The organism is Micrococcus sp. M4NT (assembly GCF_033790745.1).
In the GTDB taxonomy this organism is placed as follows: Bacteria; Actinomycetota; Actinomycetes; order Actinomycetales; family Micrococcaceae; genus Micrococcus.
Genome location: NZ_JAMYEH010000001.1, coordinates 197194 through 214430 on the forward strand (window position 1 = coordinate 197194; position 17237 = coordinate 214430).

Here is a 17237-nt window from a genome sequence, read left to right on the forward strand (position 1 = left end):
GCGCCCTGCCTGACCTCGGAGAGACATGCGCACAGTGGACATCGGCCAGCCGTACCCCCTCGGGGCCACGGTGGACGACACCGGCACCAACTTCGCCATCGCCGTCGGCCGGGAGGTCGAGGCCGTGGAGCTGTGCCTCGTGGGGGAGGACGGCACGGAGGAGCGCATCCCGATCGAGGAGCGCCACGACACCACATGGCACGTGCACGTGGCCGACGTCGGCCCGGGCCAGCGCTACGGGTACCGGGTGCGCGGTCCCTGGGAGCCTGCCCGCGGGCTGTGGCACAACCCCGCCAAGGTCCTGGTGGACCCCTACGCGCGCGCCTTCACGGGCGAGTACGCGTGGGGCCAGCAGCACCACTCGTACGACTTCGACGAGCCGGACCGCATGGACACCACCGACAACCTGGGTTCGACCATGCTCGGCGTGGTGGTGGCCGACGACTTCGACTGGGGCGAGGACGCCCCGCCGCACACCGAGCTCACGGACACCGTGGTCTACGAGACGCACGTGAAGGGCATGAGCCGGCTGCACCCGGACGTGCCGGAGGAGCTGCGCGGCACCTACGCCGGCATGGCCCACCCCGCCGTGGTCGGGCACCTGACGCACCTGGGCGTGACCGCGGTCGAGCTCATGCCGGTGCACCAGTTCGTCAACGACGCGACGCTCCAGGAGAAGGGGCTGGACAACTACTGGGGCTATAACACGATCGGGTTCTTCGCCCCGCACGCCGCCTACGCGGCGGCGGACGACCTCGGCGGCCAGGTGCGCGAGTTCAAGCAGATGGTCAAGGACCTCCACGCGGCCGGCCTCGAGGTCATCCTGGACGTGGTCTACAACCACACCGCCGAGGGCAACGACAAGGGCCCCATGCTCTCCCTGCGCGGCTTCGACAACGCCGGGTACTACCACCTCGTGGAGGGCGACGAGCGCCACTACATGGACTACACGGGCACGGGGAACTCGGTGGACCTCTCCAGCCCCAAGGCCCTCCAGCTCGTCATGGACTCGCTGCGGTACTGGGTGACCGAGATGCACGTGGACGGCTTCCGGTTCGACCTCGCCACCACCCTCACACGCGTGGAGGGGGAGAAGGGCCCGGACATGTTCTCCGGCTTCTTCGACGTGGTGCGCCAGGACCCGGTGCTGCGCATGGTCAAGCTCATCGCCGAGCCCTGGGACGTGGGGTGGGGCGGCTACCAGGTGGGCAACTTCCCCGGCATCTGGAGCGAGTGGAACGGCATGTACCGGGACACGGTGCGCGACTTCTGGCGCGGTGAGCCGGGCACCCTCGGCGAGTTCGCCACCCGCCTCACCGGCTCAGCGGACCTGTACGAGGGCGACGGCCGCAGCCCCGGCGCGTCCGTGAACTTCGTCACCGCGCACGACGGCTTCACCCTGCGCGACCTCGTCTCCTACAACGAGAAGCACAACGCCGCCAACGGCGAGGACAACAAGGACGGCGACTCGCACAACCGCTCCTGGAACTGTGGCGTCGAGGGGCAGACGGACGATCCGGAGGTCCTCACCCTCCGTGCCCGGCAGCAGCGCAACTTCCTCGCCACGCTCCTGCTCAGCCAGGGCGTGCCGATGATCAGCCACGGCGACGAGCTCGGCCGGACGCAGGGCGGCAACAACAACGCCTACTGCCAGGACAACGAGATCGCCTGGATCGACTGGTCCACGGTGGACGCGAACCTCGTGGAGTTCACGCGCACGCTCATCCGGCTGCGCTGTGAGCACGCGGTGTTCCGCCGGCGCCAGCACTTCGACGGCCGCCCCGCCGCCCGCGACGTGGACGCGCCCCTGCCGGACATCGTGTGGCTCGAGCCGGACGCCTCGCCCAAGACGGAGGACGACTGGGGCATCGAGGCCCGCTCGATCGGGTTCTACCTCAACGGCCATGCGCTGCCGCGCCGAGACGGGGAGGAGGAGCCCTACCGGGACTTCTACGTGCTGATGAACGCGTGGTGGGAGCCGGTGCCGTACACCCTGCCCGGCCCCACGTTCCCCGCGGCCTGGGAGATCGTCCTGGACACGTCCTCGCACGTGGCGCCCCAGGGCACCCATCCGATCGTGCGCGCCGGCGAGGTGGTCGAGCTGCCGCCGCGCTCCACCATGATCCTGCGCCAGACCCCCGAGGACGCCTCGGCGTGAGCCGCCCGGCCGAGGGGCGCGTCCCGGCGCGCCCGCGGCGTGCGGGGCCCCGGGCCCCGCGGTGGATGCTCGCGGCGCTCGCGGTCCTGGCGATCGCGGCCCTCGCGTACGGCGCGGCATGGGCCGCCCGCCAGACGCTCGAGCCCCACGCGGAGAACCCTGAGCACGTGGACGCGCTGCTCGTGCTCTACAGCCAGCCGGCGGTCTACGACGCGGCGCTCGACCTGCTCGGCGCGGGCGTGGCCGACCGCGTGTTCGTCTCCGCGCACCTCGGGCCGGACGGCCATGAGAAGCTGTGCGGAGAGCCGGCGAAGGCCGACCCCCGCCTGCACGGCGTCACCGTGGAGTGCTTCTCCCCGGATCCGGTGACCACCCAGGGGGAGGTCATGTACGCGGGCGAGCGCATGCGGGCCCTCGGCCTGCAGGACCTGGGGGTGCTCACCTTCGGCGAACACCTCGAACGCGCCCGCCTGCTCGCGCAGCGGTGCTGGCCGGAGGAGGAGGGCACGGTGTCCATGTACGAGTTCGACGCCGGATACGACGACGGCGTCCGCGCACGACAGGCGGCCTACGCGGTCCTCGCGTACGGGAAGGCGGGCCTCACGCCCGGCTGCGGCGACGAGCTGCCCGGCGTGGTGCGCTGGCCGCTCGACCTCGCCAAGCGAGCCCTGGGCATGCCCGTCGAGGCCGCCGTGCGCACGGCTGGCGTCCGGCCGGTCGGCGTCACGCTCGCGGAGACGTCGGCGTGATCGTCGGCGTCGGCGTGGACGTGGTGGACGTGCCGCGGTTCCGCGCGCAGCTGGAGCGGGCGCCCGCCCTGCGGGAGCGTCTCTTCACCGTGGACGAGCGGGACCTCCCGCTGCGCTCGCTCGCCGCGCGGTTCGCCGCGAAGGAGGCCATCGCCAAGGCGATGGGCGCCCCGCCCGGCATGATGTGGCACCACTGCTGGATCCCTCGCCCCGAGCACGGCGACGGCCGCCCCGAGGTGCGGCTGACCGGCACGGTCGAGGCGCAGGCCCGAGCCCTCGGCATCACCCACTGGCACCTCTCGCTCAGTCACGACGGCGACGTCGCCGCCGCCTACGTCGTGGCCGAGCGGCGAGCGGAGGAGGACACCCCGTGACCGCATCCCCGACCCCGTTCGCCGTCACCGGCTCCGCCGTGCGCGCCGCCGAGGAGCCCCTCCTGGCCGCCGGCCAGGGCGCCGCGCTCATGCGCTGCGCCGCCTGGGGGCTCGCCCAGCACGTGCTCCGGGTCCTGCGCGGGCGCGGCCCGGTGGCCGGCGCGACCGTCGCCGCGCTCGTGGGCACGGGCAACAACGGCGGCGACGCGCTGTGGGCCCTGGCCCTCCTGCGCCGCCGCGGGGTGGCGGCCGTCGCCGTGCCGATCGCGCGGGACGAGCACGGCGCGCCCCGCTGGCACGCCGAGGGCTGGGCTGCCCTGCGCGCGGCCGGCGGCACGGCCGCGGACGTGGTGCCGGCCCGGGCCGACGTCGTGGTGGATGGGATGCTCGGGACCGGATTCCGGGGGGAGTTCGCCGTGCCGGACGCGGCGCGCTGCCTGCCCGCGGGCGCCGCCGTGGTGGCGTGCGACGTCCCCTCCGGCGTGAACGCGGACACGGGCGAGGTGCGCGGCGGGGGCGTGCGCGCGGAGGTCACCGTCACCTTCGGCGCGCTCAAGACGGGCCTGCTGCTCGGCGACGGAGCGGACCTCGCCGGGGACGTCCGCCTCCTGGACATCGGCCTCGGGCCCCACTTGCCGAGCGCGCCGGCGGCCCGGCTGCGCGTCATGGACGGCCCGACGGCGGCCCGGCTGCACCCCGCCCCCGCGGCGGACGGCCACAAGTACACGCGCGGCGTCGTCGGGGTGGTGGCGGGCTCCGCGCGGTACCCGGGCGCGGCCGTGCTCGGCACCTCCGGGGCGCTCGAGGCGGGCGCCGGGCTGGCGCACCACGCCGGCCCCGCGACGACGCGGTCCGCGGTCATCGCGGCGCACCCGGAGGCGCTCGTCTCGGCGGAGGGGCCCGCGCCGGAGCGCACGGACGCCTGGGTCGTCGGGCCCGGGCTGGACACCGAGGACGACGCGCGGGAGCGCTTCATCCGGGTGCGCGACGCCGTCCTGGCGAACCCGCGGGCGGCGCTCGTGGTGGACGCCTCCGCCCTCACCCTCGTGACAGCGGAGGACCTCGCCGCCCTGCGCGACGCCGGGGCCCGCGTGGTCCTCACGCCGCACGCGGGGGAGTGGGCGCGCCTCACCGAGCGGATCCCCGTGCCGGGGGCCGACGGCGCCGGCCACGCCCCGGACGAGCTCGCCCGCCTACGGGCGTGGTCCGCCGCCCACGGCGCCGCCGTGCTGCTGAAGGGGCCGCGCACGCTCGTCGTGGCGCCCGACGGCGAGGCGTGGCTCATGGGCGAGGGCGGCCCCGAGCTCGGGGTCGGCGGGACGGGAGACGTCCTCTCCGGCGTGCTCGGCGCGGTGCTGGCCGCCGATGCGGCGCGCCGGGCCCGCGCGGCCGAGGAGGAGGGCGCGACGTGCGGGGCCGGGGAGGTCGAGCACGTCCCGACCCTCGCGTCCCTCGCCGCCGCGGCCGCGTGGCTGCACGCCCGCGCCGGCGCCGACCAGGCCCGTGCGGGCCGCATGACCGCCGGGACCCTGCCGGCCGCGGTCGGGGGGACGGTGGCGCGGATGTGGTGGGGCGAGGCACGCGGAACCCGGGCTGATTGAATGGGATCCGTGACCGACCACCCCCTCGAACGCCGCGCCCGCATCGACCTCGCCGCCGTCCGCCACAACGTGCGGACGCTGAAGGAGCGCACCCGCCGTCCCGACGGCACGGCCCCCGCGCTCATGGCCGTCGTCAAGGCGGACGCCTACGGCCACGGCGCCGTCCCCGTGGCCCGCGCCGCGCTCGCGGCCGGTGCCGACCGCCTGGGCGTCGCGCACGTGACCGAGGCGCTCAGCCTGCGGGCCGCCGGCGTCGACGCCCCGGTCCTGGCGTGGCTGCACACGCGGGACACCCCGTTCGCTCAGGCGCTCGCGGCCGACGTCGCCCTCGGCGTCTCGGGGTGGGAGATCGAGCCCGTCGCCGACGCGGCCCGCGCCGCCGGACGTCCCGCCACGGTCCACCTCAAGCTGGACACCGGCCTGGGGCGCAACGGCTGCCCGCCCGCCGCGCTGCCGGACCTCGCCGCGCGCGCCGCGGCGCTCGAGGCCGAGGGCGTGCTGCGGGTCGAGGGCGTCTTCTCCCACCTCGCGGTCGCAGACGAGCCCGAGCGCGCCGCGGAGACCGACGCGCAGCTCGCGGCGTTCGAGGCGGGTGTCCGGGTCCTGCGGGAGGCGGGCCTGACGCCCTCCGTCCGCCACATCGCCAACACGCCCGCCACGCTCACCCGCCCGGACGTGCACCTGGACATGGTCCGCGTGGGCCTCGGCCTCTACGGCCTCAGCCCTTTCCCGGATCGCCCCGCGCCGGAGTTCGGGCTGCGCCCCGCGATGTCGCTGCGGACGTCGCTCGCGAGCGTCAAGGCGGCACCCGCCGGCCAGGGCGTGTCCTACGGCTACCGGCACCGCACCGCCGCGCCCACCGTGCTCGGCCTCGTGCCGCTGGGCTACGCCGACGGCGTCCCGCGCGTGGCGGAGGACGCCCCCCTCGACGTCGCCGGACGCCGGCTCACCGTGGCCGGACGCATCGCGATGGACCAGTTCGTGGTGGACCTCGGCCCGGACGCCGCGGAGCGCGTGGGCGACCCCGTCGAGCTGTTCGGCCCGACGTCGGGCATCCCCGCGGACGCCTGGGCCGAGGCCGCGGGAACCATCAACTACGAGCTCGTCACCCGCATCGGGAGCCGCGTGCCGCGCGAGCACGTGGACTCGGACCACGGGCTCGAGGCGAGCGCCGGGGACGCCGCGGCGACGACGGGGGAGGCCCGCGCATGACCACCCTGCCTGCGCCCACGCTCACCACCGCCGTCGAGCTCGACGGGGCCGTCGGCACCCGCGCCGTCGGGCGCGCCCTGGCGCGGGTGCTCGGCCCCGGCGACGTCGTCATCCTCACGGGCGACCTCGGCGCCGGGAAGACGACGCTGACGCAGGGGCTCGGGGAGGGCCTCGGCGTGCGCGAGGGCGTCATCTCGCCCACGTTCGTGCTCGCCCGCATCCACCCGGGACCCGCCGACGGGCCGGACCTCGTGCACGTGGACGCCTACCGCCTGCGCTCCGGGGCGGAGCTGACCGACCTCGACCTCGAGGAGAGCCTCGACCGCTCCGTCACGGTGGTGGAGTGGGGCCGCGGGCTCGCGGAGTCGCTCGCGGGGTTCCCCGAGGACCCGGACGCCTCGTGGCTCGACGTGGAGATCGTCCGCGCCCGCGGCGGGGAGTCGGCCGGCCCGACGTCGGACGGCCGGCCTGCCGTGATCGTCACCGACTTCTCCGACGAGGAGGGCGAGTCGGCCGAAGAAGTGCGCACCGCCGTCGTGACCGGCTACGGGCCGCGGTGGCGCGGGGTGCGCCTTCCGTAGACTGGCGGGCATGCCGCTGCTCCTCGCCCTGGACTCGTCCGCCGCCGCCTCCGTGGCCGTGCTCGCCGACGGGGAGGTCCGCGCGGCCTGGGCCACGGAGCGCACCACGACGCACGCCGAGGTGCTCGCCCCCGCCGTCACCCGTGTCCTCGCCGAGGCCGGCGTGCGCGGAACGGACCTGGACGGGATCGCCGTCGGCGTGGGCCCGGGGCCCTTCACGGGCCTGCGCGCCGGCCTCGCGACGGCGGCCATGCTCGGCTTCGCGTGGGACGTGCCCGTGCACGGCGTGCGCAGCCTCGACGCGCTCGCCCACCGCGCCGGCGTCGACGCCTTCCGCCGGGGCGCCGAGGAGTTCGTCGTCGCCACCGACGCGCGCCGGCGCGAGGTCTACTGGGCGCACTACGTGCAGGTGGGCGGCCAGCCGACCCTCCTGCACGGCCCGTTCGTCACGCCGCCCGCCGAGGTCACCCCGCTGCCCGCCTACGGCGCCGGCGCCGGCCTCTACCCGGAGGCGCTCGCGGGCGTGGACGGGTGGACCGCCGCCGTGCCGGACGCGGAGGGCCTCGGCGCCGTCGCGGAGCTGGCCCTGCGGCGCGGGCGCGGCCTGCTGCCGCCCGTCCCGCTCTACCTGCGCGAGTCGGACGCCAAGGTGCCCGCCCCTCGCAAGCGCGCGGGGGCCTGATGGCGGCGCACGACGACGCCGCCGCGCCCGCGGGCGCCGGCGTGGACCTCCCGACCGGCCTCCTGCTGCGGCCCATGACCGTGTGGGACATCCCCGAGGTGCTGATGCACGAGCACGCGCTCTTCCCCCTCGACGCGTGGCCGGCCCGCTTCTATGAGGAGGAGCTCGCCCAGGTGGGACCGGCCGGCGGCGCGGACGCGCACGGGCGCCCCGCGACCCGCGACTACCGCGTGGTCGTGCGCGACGAGACCGCGGACGTCGACGCCGGCGAGCACCCGGGGGACATCGTCGGCTACGGCGGGATCATGGTGGCCGGAGACGTCGCCGACGTGCAGACGATCGGCACCGTGGCCTCGGCCCAGGGACGTGGGATCGGCGGCGCGCAGCTGCGGTGGATGGTCGCCGAGGCCGCGGCGCGCGGCGCCCGCGGCCTCATGCTCGAGGTGCGCGCGTCCAACGACCCCGCCCGCCGCCTCTACACGCGTCATGGCTTCGCCGACGTCCGCGTGCGGCGCCGCTACTACCCGGGCGGCGAGGACGCCGTCGTGATGCTGAAGGAGCTGTGAGCCGGGCGCGTCCCTAGAATGGAGCCCATGCCCACCGCCACCGCCGCCCCCCTCGTCCTCGGCATCGAGTCCTCGTGCGACGAGACCGGCGTCGGGATCGTGCGCGGCACGACCCTGCTCGCCCACGAGGTCGCGTCCTCCGTCGAGGAGCACGTGCGCTTCGGCGGTGTCATCCCCGAGATCGCGGCGCGCGCCCACCTCGAGGCCCTCGTTCCGACGGTGCGCCGGGCCCTCGAGGCCGCGGACGTCACCCTCGAGGACCTCGACGCGATCGCCGTGACGTCCGGGCCGGGCCTGGCCGGCGCGCTCATGGTGGGCGTGTCGGGAGCCAAGGCCCTCGCGGCCGCCCTGGGCAAGCCCCTCTACGGGATCAACCACCTCGTGGCCCACGTGGGCGTCGGCATGCTGGACGGCGTGCGCCCGACCGCGTGGGACGACCTCCCCGCCGATCTCGGCGCCCTGCTCGTCTCCGGCGGGCACACGGAGATCCTCCGCGTGGACCGCATCAGCGCGGACGTCACCCTGCTCGGCTCCACGATCGACGACGCCGCCGGTGAGGCCTACGACAAGGTCGCCCGCCTCATCGGCGCCGGCTACCCGGGCGGCCCCGTCATCGACCGGATGGCCGCCGAGGGCGATCCGAAGGCCTTCCGCTTCCCGCGCGGGCTCACGGCGGGCAAGTTCGTCGGCTCGGCGGAGGAGCCCGGCGCGCACCGCCACGACTGGTCGTTCTCCGGCCTGAAGACCGCCGTCTCCCGCGCCGTGGAGCAGTTCGAGGCCCGCGGCCTCGAGGTGCCCCGGGCGGACATCGCCGCGTCCTTCCAGGAGGCCGTGGCCGACGTGATCACGGCCAAGGCCGTGCGCGCGTGCCGCGAGCACGGGCTCACCCACCTCCTGCTGGGCGGCGGCGTGGCGGCCAACTCCCGCCTGCGCGCGCTGCTGGCCGACCGCTGCCGCTCCGCCGGGATCGAGCTCACGGTCCCGCCGGTGAACCTCTGCACGGACAACGGCGCCATGGTCGCAGCCCTCGGCGCCCGTCTCGTGCGCGACGGCGTCGCCCCCTCCGACCTGGCGTTCGGGGCGGATCCGGGCCAGCCGGTGGCCACGGTGAGCGTCTGACCCCTTGATGACGGAGCGGGATCTGCCGTAGACACGAGGGCATGTCCGAGACCCCCCTGACTTCCGACCCCTCCGCCCCCCAGCCCGCCGCGGCCCCCCAGCCCTCCGCCCTCGACCGGGAGATGCTGGAGGACTACCTCAACCAGCACCTGCTCGGGTCCCGCCCGGGCGTGCCCGCGTTCCGGGCCGCCGCCGACACCTGGGAGGGCACGCCCCAGCACGCGGTGCTCGCCCGCCTGGCAGACGGCGTCGAGGCCAGCCAGGAGCGGCTCGAGGAGATCATCGCCCGCCTCGGCTTCCGCACGCCCGTGCGGGACCGGGCCGCCGGGGCCGTGGCGGCCGCGGGCGGGCGGCTGAACCCCGTCAACGCCGTGCGCGCGAAGGGCTCGGGGTGGACGCAGGTGGAGCTGGACGTGCTGACCGGCGCCCTGCAGGGCCAGTCCGAGATGTGGCGCATCCTGGAGCGCCTGGCCCCCCACGTGCCGGGGCTCGACGCCGAGGAGGCGCGGGGCCTGCTGGAGCAGACCCGGGAGTACCTGGCCGAGGTCCAGCGCGTCACCGACGAGACCCTGCTCCGCCGCTTCCTGGGCTGAGGCCCGCCCCTACTCGCTGCCCTTGGACTGCTCGTCCCCGGAGCGGCCGCCGTGGACCTCCTCCGGCAGCTCGGCCACCGGGATCACCAGGACGTCCTCGAGCTTCCAGTCCAGCTCCTCGATCTGCTCGCGCAAGTCCGCGCAGCGGCCAACGGTGACGTCGGCCCCGTGCTGGGGCACCACGAACATCTCGACGTGGAACACGTGGCCCTCGTCCCGGACGCGGGCGCCGGCGTGGCGGACCCAGGGCTGCGCCCAGGCCACCCGCTCGGCGTGGTCGATGAGCGGGTGCGGCTTCTTTCCCTCGATCTCGGTGGCGCGCCGGTCGGCGAGGACGCCGATCGCCTGGCTGAGGTTGGACCAGCCGTCCTTGAGGATGCTGACCGCCACGAAGATCGCGGCCGCCGAGTCGAACCACCACAGGCCGAGCCCCACGCCGGCCACGCCGACGATGGTGGCCACGCCCGTCTGCCAGTCGGCCTTGTTCATGTCCGCGTCGGCGTAGAGCACGCGGTCGTGGAGCTGCTCGGCGAGCTTGAGCTTCTTGTGGCCGAGGATCACGGGCGCCGGGATGGACAGGGCCATCACGACCATCATGAGCCACCCCTGCCACACGGTGTGGCCGAAGAGCTGCAGGGTGCCGATCGCCGGGTGCTCGCCGGTGATCAGGGTCATCGCGGAGTCCACGATGAGAATCAGGCCCATGGCGGTCAGGGCGACGGCGGCCACGAGATGGCCCACGCCCACGGAGCGGTGGTCGCCGTAAGGCCGCTCCCGCCGCGGACGCCGACGCGAGACGCGCAGCGCGATGAGGAAGGCGATCGGCGGGACGAGGGAGAGCAGGTCCTCGATCCAGGCCGCCTTCATCGCCTGCGAGGATCCCATGACGAGCACCACGAGGCCGATGGTGACCGAGAGCGAGGCGAGGGTCAGCCATTCGAGGACCACGGCCTGATGGGCCGCGCGCTGGATCTCGGGGGGCAGCTCGGTGCGTCCGAATCGGCGCCCGGCGGGGGAGTCGGTGCGGCTCATCCTCGGTCCTCCTGCGGCTGCTCGTCGAGGAACCTCTCCAGGGCCCCGAGCATCTGGTTCTCCCCGAGCGGGACCGCCATCACGAGCTTCGCGTCCTCTCCGTCTGGCCCGGTGACCTCGGCGTAGGGTCGGGTGAGGCTCGCGTGGGTGGTCCACGGGGACCTCTCCGTGAAGCCGCCGACGGCGATGTCCAGGTCGCCCTTCTCGAGGGCCGTCATGAGCGCCTCCTCGCCGGAGGGCGTCCACTCGACTGTCGCGCCGCGCGACTTTGCGAAGCGGCGCACGAGGTCCGCCTCGGAGCCCGTGGGCTCCGCTCCGGTGATGTCGACGTAGGGCGGGTGGTGGGCCGCGCCGGCGCGGAGGACGCCGCCCGTGATGCGGTCGAGGGTGCCCTCCGGGTCGGCCGGGTAGCCGGAGGAGGTGCAGCCGGTGAGGCCGAGGCCCGCGGTGGCGAGCAGACCGGACAGCACGAGACGTCGCGTGATCCCCATCGCGCTCACTCCGCGGGGGAGTGGGAACGGTGCCCGGCGTTGCCGAGCCCCTCCCGCCCGTCGAGGTGGTCCAGGACGAGGCGGACGGCCTCCCGCGCGTCCGTGGTGGGCCGCCAGTCGGTGGCCCGGCGCAGGGCGGAGGTGTCCATGACCGGCACGGCGGCGGCCATGTCGATCCATCCCGGATCGGTCGGCTGCAGCCGGGCGCTGTAGGTCGCGGCCGCGAGGGCACGGAACACGCCCACGGGCAGCTCGAGGATGCGGCGCGCGCCGAGCACGGTCCCCATCGTGTGGGCGTCAAGCACGGGCTCGGCGGCGACGTTGAAGGCCCCGCCCGCCCGGTGCAGGATGACCTGCCAGTAGGCCTCGGCCACGTCCTGCGCGGTGAGCGCCTGGAAGCGCAGGCCCGCCGGGAAGGGAAGCAGCGGCGTCCGCAGCCGGGCGACCAGCCGGCCGGGGACGAGGTCCCCGAGGAAGTAGTCCTTGATCTCCGGACCGGCGGCGGCCTGGAAAATGAGGCCTGGCCGCAGCCGGGTCACGAGCATCCGGGGGTTCTCTGCCTGCACGCGGTCGAGGACCGTCTCAACTTCCGCCTTCTGGGCGGCGTAGTGCGAGGTCGGCACGCCCGTCGTCGGGTGCGACTCGTCGACGGCGACGTGCTTCGGACCCGGTCCGTACGCGCCCACCGAGGACGCGTAGACGAGGTGGGGGACGCCCGCGGCGGCCGCGGCCCGGAAGACCCGCTCGTTCCCCACCACGTTCACGGCCCGCAGGTGCGCGCGGTCCCGGTTGGGGCGGATCACCCACACGAGGTCGACGACGGCGTCGGCGCCCCGCAGAACCTCCTCCAGCTCAGGGGCGGAGGCGGGGTCGGCGATGTCGAGACGGTGCCACTCCACGCCGTCGTAGGGGGGCCCCGCCCTGTCCGGGCCCCGGCGGCTCACACCGACGACGCGGGTGACCTCCGGGGCCCGGTGGAGGCGTTCGAGCAGGGCGGTGCCCACATTGCCCGTCGCGCCGAGGACGACGATCCTCACGGCTGCAGGACCACCTTGATGCAGCCGTCCTCCTTCTTCTGGAACATGTCGTACATGCGGGGGGCGTCCTCGAGCGCGGCCGTGTGGGTGGTGAGGTCCAGCACGCCGAGCGGGTCGGACGGGTCGTCCACGAGCGGCAGCAGGTCGTCGATCCAGCGCTTCACGTTGCACTGGCCCTCGGTGAGGGTGATCTGCTTGTCGAACATGGTCAACATGGGCATCGGGTCCTGCATGCCCCCGTACACGCCGGAGAGGGACACCGTGCCGCCGCGGCGGACGGCCTCGATGGCCGTGTGGAGGGCGTTGAGGCGGTCCACACCGGAGGTCTTCATGGCCGCCCGGCCCACAGGGCCGGGCAGGATCCCCACGGCCTGGTGCGCGGCCTTGGCCACGGGGGAGCCGTGGGCCTCCATGCCGACGGCGTCCACCACGCCGTCCGGACCGCGCCCGCCGGTGGCCTCGCGCAGCAGCTCCGGGACCTCGCGGCCGCCCCAGCCCTGCATGTCCATGACCTCGACGCCATGACGCGCGGCCATGTGGCGACGCTCGGCCACCGGGTCCACGCCGATCACCCGGTACCCCAGGTGCACGCCGATGCGGGAGGCCAGCTGGCCGATGGGGCCGAGGCCCAGCACGGCGAGCGTGCCGCCGGCGGGGACGTTCGCGTACTGCACGCCCTGCCACGCGGTGGGGACCACGTCGGAAAGGAACAGCCACTGCTCGTCGGGGCCGGTGTGGGGGACCTTGATGGGCCCGTAGTCGGCGTGGGGGACCCGCAAGTACTGGGCCTGGCCGCCGGGCACGGAGCCGTAGAGGCGGGAGTAGCCCAGCAGGGCCGCGCCGGAGCCCTGGGAGCGGACCTGAGTGGTCTCGCACTGGGACTGCAGCCCGCGCTCGCACATCCAGCAGTGCCCGCAGGCGATGATGAAGGGGATGACCACGCGGTCGCCGGGCTTGATGTGGGTGACGGCCGAGCCGACCTCCTCCACGATGCCCATGGGCTCGTGCCCGATCACGTCGCCCGCGTCCATGAACGGGCCCAGCACCTCGTAGAGGTGCAGGTCCGATCCGCAGATGCCCGTGGAGGTGACCTTGATGATGGCGTCCGTGGGCTCCTGGATCCGCGGATCCGGGACGTCCTCGACGGCGACGTTGCGCTTTCCCTGCCATGTGAGTGCTCGCATGGTGCAGACACTACAGGCCCGCCACCGGGGCGAGTACCCCTCACCCGCGCAGGTCGTGCGGGTCGGCCCAGGTCAGGCGGTGGATGCGGGGGATGTGTAGTCCGAGCGGTAGTAGGCGTACCGGCCGGATCGGTCCTTGAAGTCCACGCGGTTGAGCACGGCGCCCAGGATCGGGGCGTGGACACGTTGGAGCGCCTGCACGGCGTGGCGCAGCTCATCACGCGTGGTGGACTCGGCGTCCAGGACGAGCAGTGCCCCGTCCAGCCGAGTGGCCACCACGGACGCGTCCGGGACGGCGAGCAGCGGGGGAGCGTCCACGATCACCATGTGCGTCTCGGCGAGTGCCTCGATGGCCTCCTTGAACCGGGCCGAGGTGAGCAGCTCGGTGGGGTTTGGGGGGAGCTGACCGGCAGGCAGGATCACGAGGCCCTGCGGGTCCGCGGACTCATGGAGCACGTCCACGAAGCTGGCCCGCCCCACCACCACATCGCTCAGGCCGGCGCCCGCGGGCAGGCCGAAAGTCGTGGCCACCGTGGGCCGGCGCAGGTCCGCATCCACCAAGACGACCGGTACGCCTGCGCGGGCCAGGGCGATGGCGAGGTTCGCGGCCACCGTGCTCTTGCCGTCGGCAGGGCCGGTGGAGGTGACGGTGATGATACGGGGCGGGTCGTCCGGGTTCATGTACTGCAGGTTGATCCGCAGCTCGTTGAAGGCCTCGCGGATCCGGAAGTGACCGGCGTCCTGCCTGCCGGCCGCCTCCAGGACGCGCTGACCTTTCGCGAGGCTGGTGGACTTGGGGATGGCGCCGATGGGCGTCACGCCGGCGCGCTGAAGATCCTCCGTGCTGCGGATGCGGCGGTCCAGTGCCTCCAGGGCCAGGGCAAGCGCGGCTCCCGCAGCGAGGCCCAGGACGGCCCCCACCACGAGGTTCAGAGGCGGGTTGGGTGACGTGGGGGAGGCGGGCGCTGTAGCCGGGAGCAGGCGGTCGATCTGTACCTGCGGATCTCGCCCGTCCGCCGCGTCGAGCTCGCCCACCTGGTCCTGCAGTGCCTGCACCCAGGCGTCGGCGAGCTGGGCGGCCTGGGCGGGGTCGGACCACTCGGCACGGACCTTGATCAGGGCCGTGTTGGTGGGCACGGACGTGGTCACCGCGGACAACGCCTGACCGGTCGAGACGGGGAAGTCCACCATGGCAGCTGCCCGCTCGGCCACGAGGGCTGAGCCGGCCAGCTCGTCGAACTGCACCGCCCGGGACTTGGCCACCGAGTCCTGGCTCAGTGCGGCCGCCGGATTGTCCGTGACGGTTGGATTGACCACGGCTGTGGCCGACGCCGTGTAAGTGAGCGGCTGGAGTGCGGTGAGGACCGCGGCGACGGCCAGGCCCAGGAGTGTGAGCGCCGTGATGGCCTTCCAGCGGCGGCGCAGGAGCTGCAACACGTCCCGCAGCGAGAACCCGTCCGGGTCCTCCTCCATGGGCACCGTCTCATCTACCGTCTGATCCTGGTGCATCCGTCTCCCTGTCTGCCGTCCCGATCGGATAGGACCCTGCCAGCGGGGCCGGCAGGGTCACCGACCCCGTTGTCTTGCAGGTCAGCGTAGCGCCGCCGCGGCCCGCCATTGGCGTCCACCTGATATTCAAGTGGAATCAAGGTCAGGTTGTCGAGGTCATCGCTTTGATGAGGCAACTGCAGGCCGCATTTCGGGTGTGATGTACGCTCGCTTCAGCGAGGCTGAGCGGTCATCACAGATCCCGCGAGATGCCCTTGTCGGTCGTCAGAGTCGATGTGCAGCGCACGGGAAAGCGGGGTCATGCGGTGAAACTGGTGGTCATCGGCCCGGGATATGTTCGGCTGCCCGTCTGCATGCGAGCGGTCGAGGCGGGCTATGACGTGGTAGTGACCCCCGACCGTGCCGACGTGGACCACTCGGCCGTTGCAGCACTCCGCGTACCCGTGTACGGCACCCGCAATATGTTCTCCGCCGGGGATAACGTGACCGTTCTGTGATGTCGAGGGGTGCGGAAAGAGAAGGAGTACGGCGATGACAACCAAGGCGTGGACGGCAGCGAGACGCCACGATTGGGTGATCACCCTCGTGTGCGATGTCGGGGTGTGGGCGGTGGCGCTGGCCGCTGCCACGCTGTTCCGTTTTGAGTTCGCCGTGGGCCCGGTCCGATGGGCGGGCGTGCTCAGCGTCGTCGTGCTCACCGCGGTGGTGCAACTGGTGGCTGGGTACCTCGTAGGCTTCTACCGCGGGCGGTACGGCTACGGCACGTTTGAAGAGGTCCGCGGCCTGACGGCACTTGTCATCGGCGTGTCGGCCCTGGTCACTGCCGTGTTGCTGGTGGTGGGGGACGCATGGCAGGTCCCGCGGAGCCTACTGCTCATCGCGGGGCCCATTGCGCTGGTCCTCATGCTGGGGCTGCGCTACATCCATCGCCTGCGGCGGGAGGCGAGGATTGGCCCCGGCGAGGACGCCGCCCCCACCCTCATCTACGGGGCAGGCATGCTGGGCGAGGTTCTTGCGCGCCGGATGCAGATTGACTCGGAGTCCGAGTACCGGCCCGTCGGGTTCCTGGACGACGACCCCGACCTGCGGCGGCGTGTGGTGCGGGGTGTCCCCGTGGTGGGGGCTCTCAAGGATCTGCGCAGGGCAGTGGACCGCACGGGTGCCACCGAGCTGATCGTGGCCATCGCGGCCGCCGACAACCGCCTCATCCGCGCGGTGGCGGATGCCGCCGCCCCGTTGAGCCTCCATGTGCGGGTGCTGCCGGTGCTGGACCGCCAGCTGACGTCCGCCGTGGGTCTGGAGGACCTGCGGAACCTGTCCATCGAGGACCTGATCGGCCGCGAGCCGGTGGACACTCAGGTGGACACCGCGGCCGAGTACCTTGTGGGGAAGCGGGTGCTCGTCACTGGCGCCGGCGGGTCGATCGGCTCGGAGCTGTGCCGTCAGATCGTGAAGTACGCCCCGGCGGAGCTGATCATGGTGGACCGGGATGAGACCGCCCTGCAGGACGCCCAGCTGGCGACCGTGGGCCACGGGCTTCTGGACACCGAGGATGTGGTTTTGGCGGATATCCGTGACGTGGCTGCTCTGAACCGCATCTTCCAGGACCGCCGCCCGGAGGTGGTGTATCACGCCGCAGCCCTGAAGCATCTGCCCATGCTGGAGCAGTACCCCGAGGAGGCGTGGAAGTCCAACGTCCTCGGCACGTTGAACGTGCTTGAGGCGGCCCGGGCGGTGGGCGTCGATGTGTTCATCAACATCTCCACGGACAAGGCGGCCAACCCCACGTCCGCCCTCGGGCACTCCAAGCGGGTGGCTGAGAAGCTCACGGCCTGGATGGCGCGGGAGACGGGGCGGCCCTACCTCTCCGTGAGGTTTGGCAATGTGATCGGCAGCCGCGGATCCATGTTGCCCACGTTCCGGCGGCTGATTGAACAGGGCGGCCCGGTGACCGTCACCCACCCGGAGGTGACCCGATACTTCATGACCATCCCGGAGGCCGGCCATCTGGTCATCCAGGCCGGAGCCATCGGCCGGCCAGGTGAGGTGATGATCCTGGATATGGGGGAGCCGGTGCGGATTCTGGACATCGCCCAGCGGATGATCGCCATGTCCGGGAAGGACGTCCCTATCACGTTCACAGGACTCCGCCACGGGGAGAAGCTCCACGAGGAGCTCATCGGGCAGGGCGAGACGGATGACCGTCCCTTCCACCCGAAGATCTCCCACGCCGCGGTGGACGTGCTCGCGCCAGACGCCCTGGACTACGACGAGTGGCTGAGGCGGACGCGGGCCAGCACCCCACGAGTGGCCTCGTCCGACGTACCGGCTCGCAACGCATGAACCTGA

General features: G+C 73.5%; 17 protein-coding genes. 12 read left to right on the forward strand and 5 right to left on the reverse strand.

Translation table 11 applies throughout. From position 1 onward, the window contains the following. The first annotated feature begins 25 nt into the window (after positions 1 to 25). Genes glgX through NJC10_RS01075 form a run of 10 tightly spaced genes read left to right on the forward strand, consistent with a single transcriptional unit; the run spans position 26 to position 9635 of the window. Complete coding sequence (gene glgX / locus NJC10_RS01030) at positions 26 to 2158, forward strand: glycogen debranching protein GlgX (RefSeq protein WP_319074066.1); 2133 nt, start codon at positions 26 to 28, stop codon at positions 2156 to 2158. Next, complete coding sequence (locus tag NJC10_RS01035) at positions 2155 to 2907, forward strand: hypothetical protein (RefSeq protein WP_319074067.1); 753 nt, start codon at positions 2155 to 2157, stop codon at positions 2905 to 2907. Before glgX ends, NJC10_RS01035 begins: the two co-directional genes overlap by 4 nt. After that, positions 2904 to 3281 (forward strand): holo-ACP synthase, encoded by a 378-nt coding sequence (locus NJC10_RS01040; RefSeq protein WP_248115940.1) that lies wholly within the window; start codon positions 2904 to 2906, stop codon positions 3279 to 3281. The genes NJC10_RS01035 and NJC10_RS01040 overlap by 4 nt, the downstream gene beginning before the upstream one ends. Then, positions 3278 to 4882: an NAD(P)H-hydrate dehydratase gene (locus NJC10_RS01045; protein WP_319074069.1), complete on the forward strand. Its 1605-nt coding sequence runs from the start codon at positions 3278 to 3280 to the stop codon at positions 4880 to 4882. Before NJC10_RS01040 ends, NJC10_RS01045 begins: the two co-directional genes overlap by 4 nt. Further along, positions 4883 to 6094, forward strand: coding sequence for an alanine racemase (alr, locus tag NJC10_RS01050; protein WP_413466364.1), 1212 nt, complete (start codon positions 4883 to 4885; stop codon positions 6092 to 6094). It abuts the gene before it with no gap. Continuing rightward, positions 6091 to 6675: a tRNA (adenosine(37)-N6)-threonylcarbamoyltransferase complex ATPase subunit type 1 TsaE gene (gene tsaE, locus NJC10_RS01055; RefSeq protein WP_248115933.1), complete on the forward strand. Its 585-nt coding sequence runs from the start codon at positions 6091 to 6093 to the stop codon at positions 6673 to 6675. Before alr ends, tsaE begins: the two co-directional genes overlap by 4 nt. Before the next feature lie 10 nt (positions 6676 to 6685). Continuing rightward, the gene (tsaB, locus tag NJC10_RS01060) at positions 6686 to 7357 is read left to right on the forward strand and encodes a tRNA (adenosine(37)-N6)-threonylcarbamoyltransferase complex dimerization subunit type 1 TsaB (protein WP_319074072.1); all 672 of its coding nucleotides are present in this window, start codon (positions 6686 to 6688) and stop codon (positions 7355 to 7357) included. After that, positions 7357 to 7923, forward strand: coding sequence for a GNAT family N-acetyltransferase (locus tag NJC10_RS01065; RefSeq protein ID WP_319074074.1), 567 nt, complete (start codon positions 7357 to 7359; stop codon positions 7921 to 7923). Before tsaB ends, NJC10_RS01065 begins: the two co-directional genes overlap by 1 nt. Before the next feature lie 27 nt (positions 7924 to 7950). Further along, a complete protein-coding gene (gene tsaD, locus NJC10_RS01070; RefSeq protein WP_319074075.1) occupies positions 7951 to 9042 on the forward strand; it encodes a tRNA (adenosine(37)-N6)-threonylcarbamoyltransferase complex transferase subunit TsaD in 1092 nt (363 codons plus the stop codon). Between the two features lie 41 nt (positions 9043 to 9083). After that, positions 9084 to 9635, forward strand: coding sequence for a hypothetical protein (locus NJC10_RS01075; RefSeq protein ID WP_319074076.1), 552 nt, complete (start codon positions 9084 to 9086; stop codon positions 9633 to 9635). Positions 9636 to 9644: 9 nt separating this feature from the next. On the opposite strand, the gene NJC10_RS01080 is transcribed toward NJC10_RS01075, so the two are convergent. From NJC10_RS01080 to NJC10_RS01100, 5 genes are all read right to left on the reverse strand, one after another. Next, entirely contained in the window at positions 9645 to 10667 is a 1023-nt protein-coding gene (locus NJC10_RS01080) for a cation transporter (protein ID WP_319074077.1), read from the reverse strand. Then, positions 10664 to 11158, reverse strand: a complete 495-nt coding sequence (locus NJC10_RS01085) for a transporter substrate-binding domain-containing protein (RefSeq protein WP_319074079.1) — start codon at positions 11156 to 11158, stop codon at positions 10664 to 10666. The genes NJC10_RS01080 and NJC10_RS01085 overlap by 4 nt, the downstream gene beginning before the upstream one ends. A gap of 5 nt (positions 11159 to 11163) precedes the next feature. Continuing rightward, positions 11164 to 12195: an NAD-dependent epimerase/dehydratase family protein gene (locus tag NJC10_RS01090; RefSeq protein WP_319074080.1), complete on the reverse strand. Its 1032-nt coding sequence runs from the start codon at positions 12193 to 12195 to the stop codon at positions 11164 to 11166. Further along, positions 12192 to 13379, reverse strand: coding sequence for a zinc-dependent alcohol dehydrogenase (locus NJC10_RS01095; RefSeq protein WP_319074081.1), 1188 nt, complete (start codon positions 13377 to 13379; stop codon positions 12192 to 12194). The genes NJC10_RS01090 and NJC10_RS01095 overlap by 4 nt, the downstream gene beginning before the upstream one ends. Positions 13380 to 13451: 72 nt before the next feature. Then, the gene (locus tag NJC10_RS01100; RefSeq protein WP_319074082.1) at positions 13452 to 14888 is read right to left on the reverse strand and encodes a polysaccharide biosynthesis tyrosine autokinase; all 1437 of its coding nucleotides are present in this window, start codon (positions 14886 to 14888) and stop codon (positions 13452 to 13454) included. 248 nt (positions 14889 to 15136) lie between these two features. Here NJC10_RS01100 and NJC10_RS01105 point away from each other — a divergent pair, with 248 nt between their 5' ends. Both NJC10_RS01105 and NJC10_RS01110 read left to right on the forward strand, forming a co-directional pair. After that, complete coding sequence (locus tag NJC10_RS01105) at positions 15137 to 15385, forward strand: hypothetical protein (protein WP_319074083.1); 249 nt, start codon at positions 15137 to 15139, stop codon at positions 15383 to 15385. Positions 15386 to 15419: 34 nt separating this feature from the next. Beyond that, positions 15420 to 17231, forward strand: coding sequence for a nucleoside-diphosphate sugar epimerase/dehydratase (locus NJC10_RS01110; RefSeq protein ID WP_319074084.1), 1812 nt, complete (start codon positions 15420 to 15422; stop codon positions 17229 to 17231). Positions 17232 to 17237 lie beyond the last annotated feature (6 nt).

Coding starts and splice junctions, on each gene's coding strand:
- NJC10_RS01065 (WP_319074074.1), top strand. CDS start 7,357: ATGGCGGCGCACGACGACGCCGCCGCGCCCGCGGGCGCCGGCGTGGAC.
- tsaE (WP_248115933.1), top strand. CDS start 6,091: ATGACCACCCTGCCTGCGCCCACGCTCACCACCGCCGTCGAGCTCGAC.
- NJC10_RS01080 (WP_319074077.1), bottom strand. CDS start 10,667: ATGAGCCGCACCGACTCCCCCGCCGGGCGCCGATTCGGACGCACCGAG.
- tsaD (WP_319074075.1), top strand. CDS start 7,951: ATGCCCACCGCCACCGCCGCCCCCCTCGTCCTCGGCATCGAGTCCTCG.
- tsaB (WP_319074072.1), top strand. CDS start 6,686: ATGCCGCTGCTCCTCGCCCTGGACTCGTCCGCCGCCGCCTCCGTGGCC.
- NJC10_RS01110 (WP_319074084.1), top strand. CDS start 15,420: ATGACAACCAAGGCGTGGACGGCAGCGAGACGCCACGATTGGGTGATC.
- NJC10_RS01085 (WP_319074079.1), bottom strand. CDS start 11,158: ATGGGGATCACGCGACGTCTCGTGCTGTCCGGTCTGCTCGCCACCGCG.
- NJC10_RS01100 (WP_319074082.1), bottom strand. CDS start 14,888: ATGCACCAGGATCAGACGGTAGATGAGACGGTGCCCATGGAGGAGGAC.
- NJC10_RS01075 (WP_319074076.1), top strand. CDS start 9,084: ATGTCCGAGACCCCCCTGACTTCCGACCCCTCCGCCCCCCAGCCCGCC.
- NJC10_RS01105 (WP_319074083.1), top strand. CDS start 15,137: ATGCCCTTGTCGGTCGTCAGAGTCGATGTGCAGCGCACGGGAAAGCGG.
- alr (WP_413466364.1), top strand. CDS start 4,883: ATGGGATCCGTGACCGACCACCCCCTCGAACGCCGCGCCCGCATCGAC.
- glgX (WP_319074066.1), top strand. CDS start 26: ATGCGCACAGTGGACATCGGCCAGCCGTACCCCCTCGGGGCCACGGTG.
- NJC10_RS01095 (WP_319074081.1), bottom strand. CDS start 13,379: ATGCGAGCACTCACATGGCAGGGAAAGCGCAACGTCGCCGTCGAGGAC.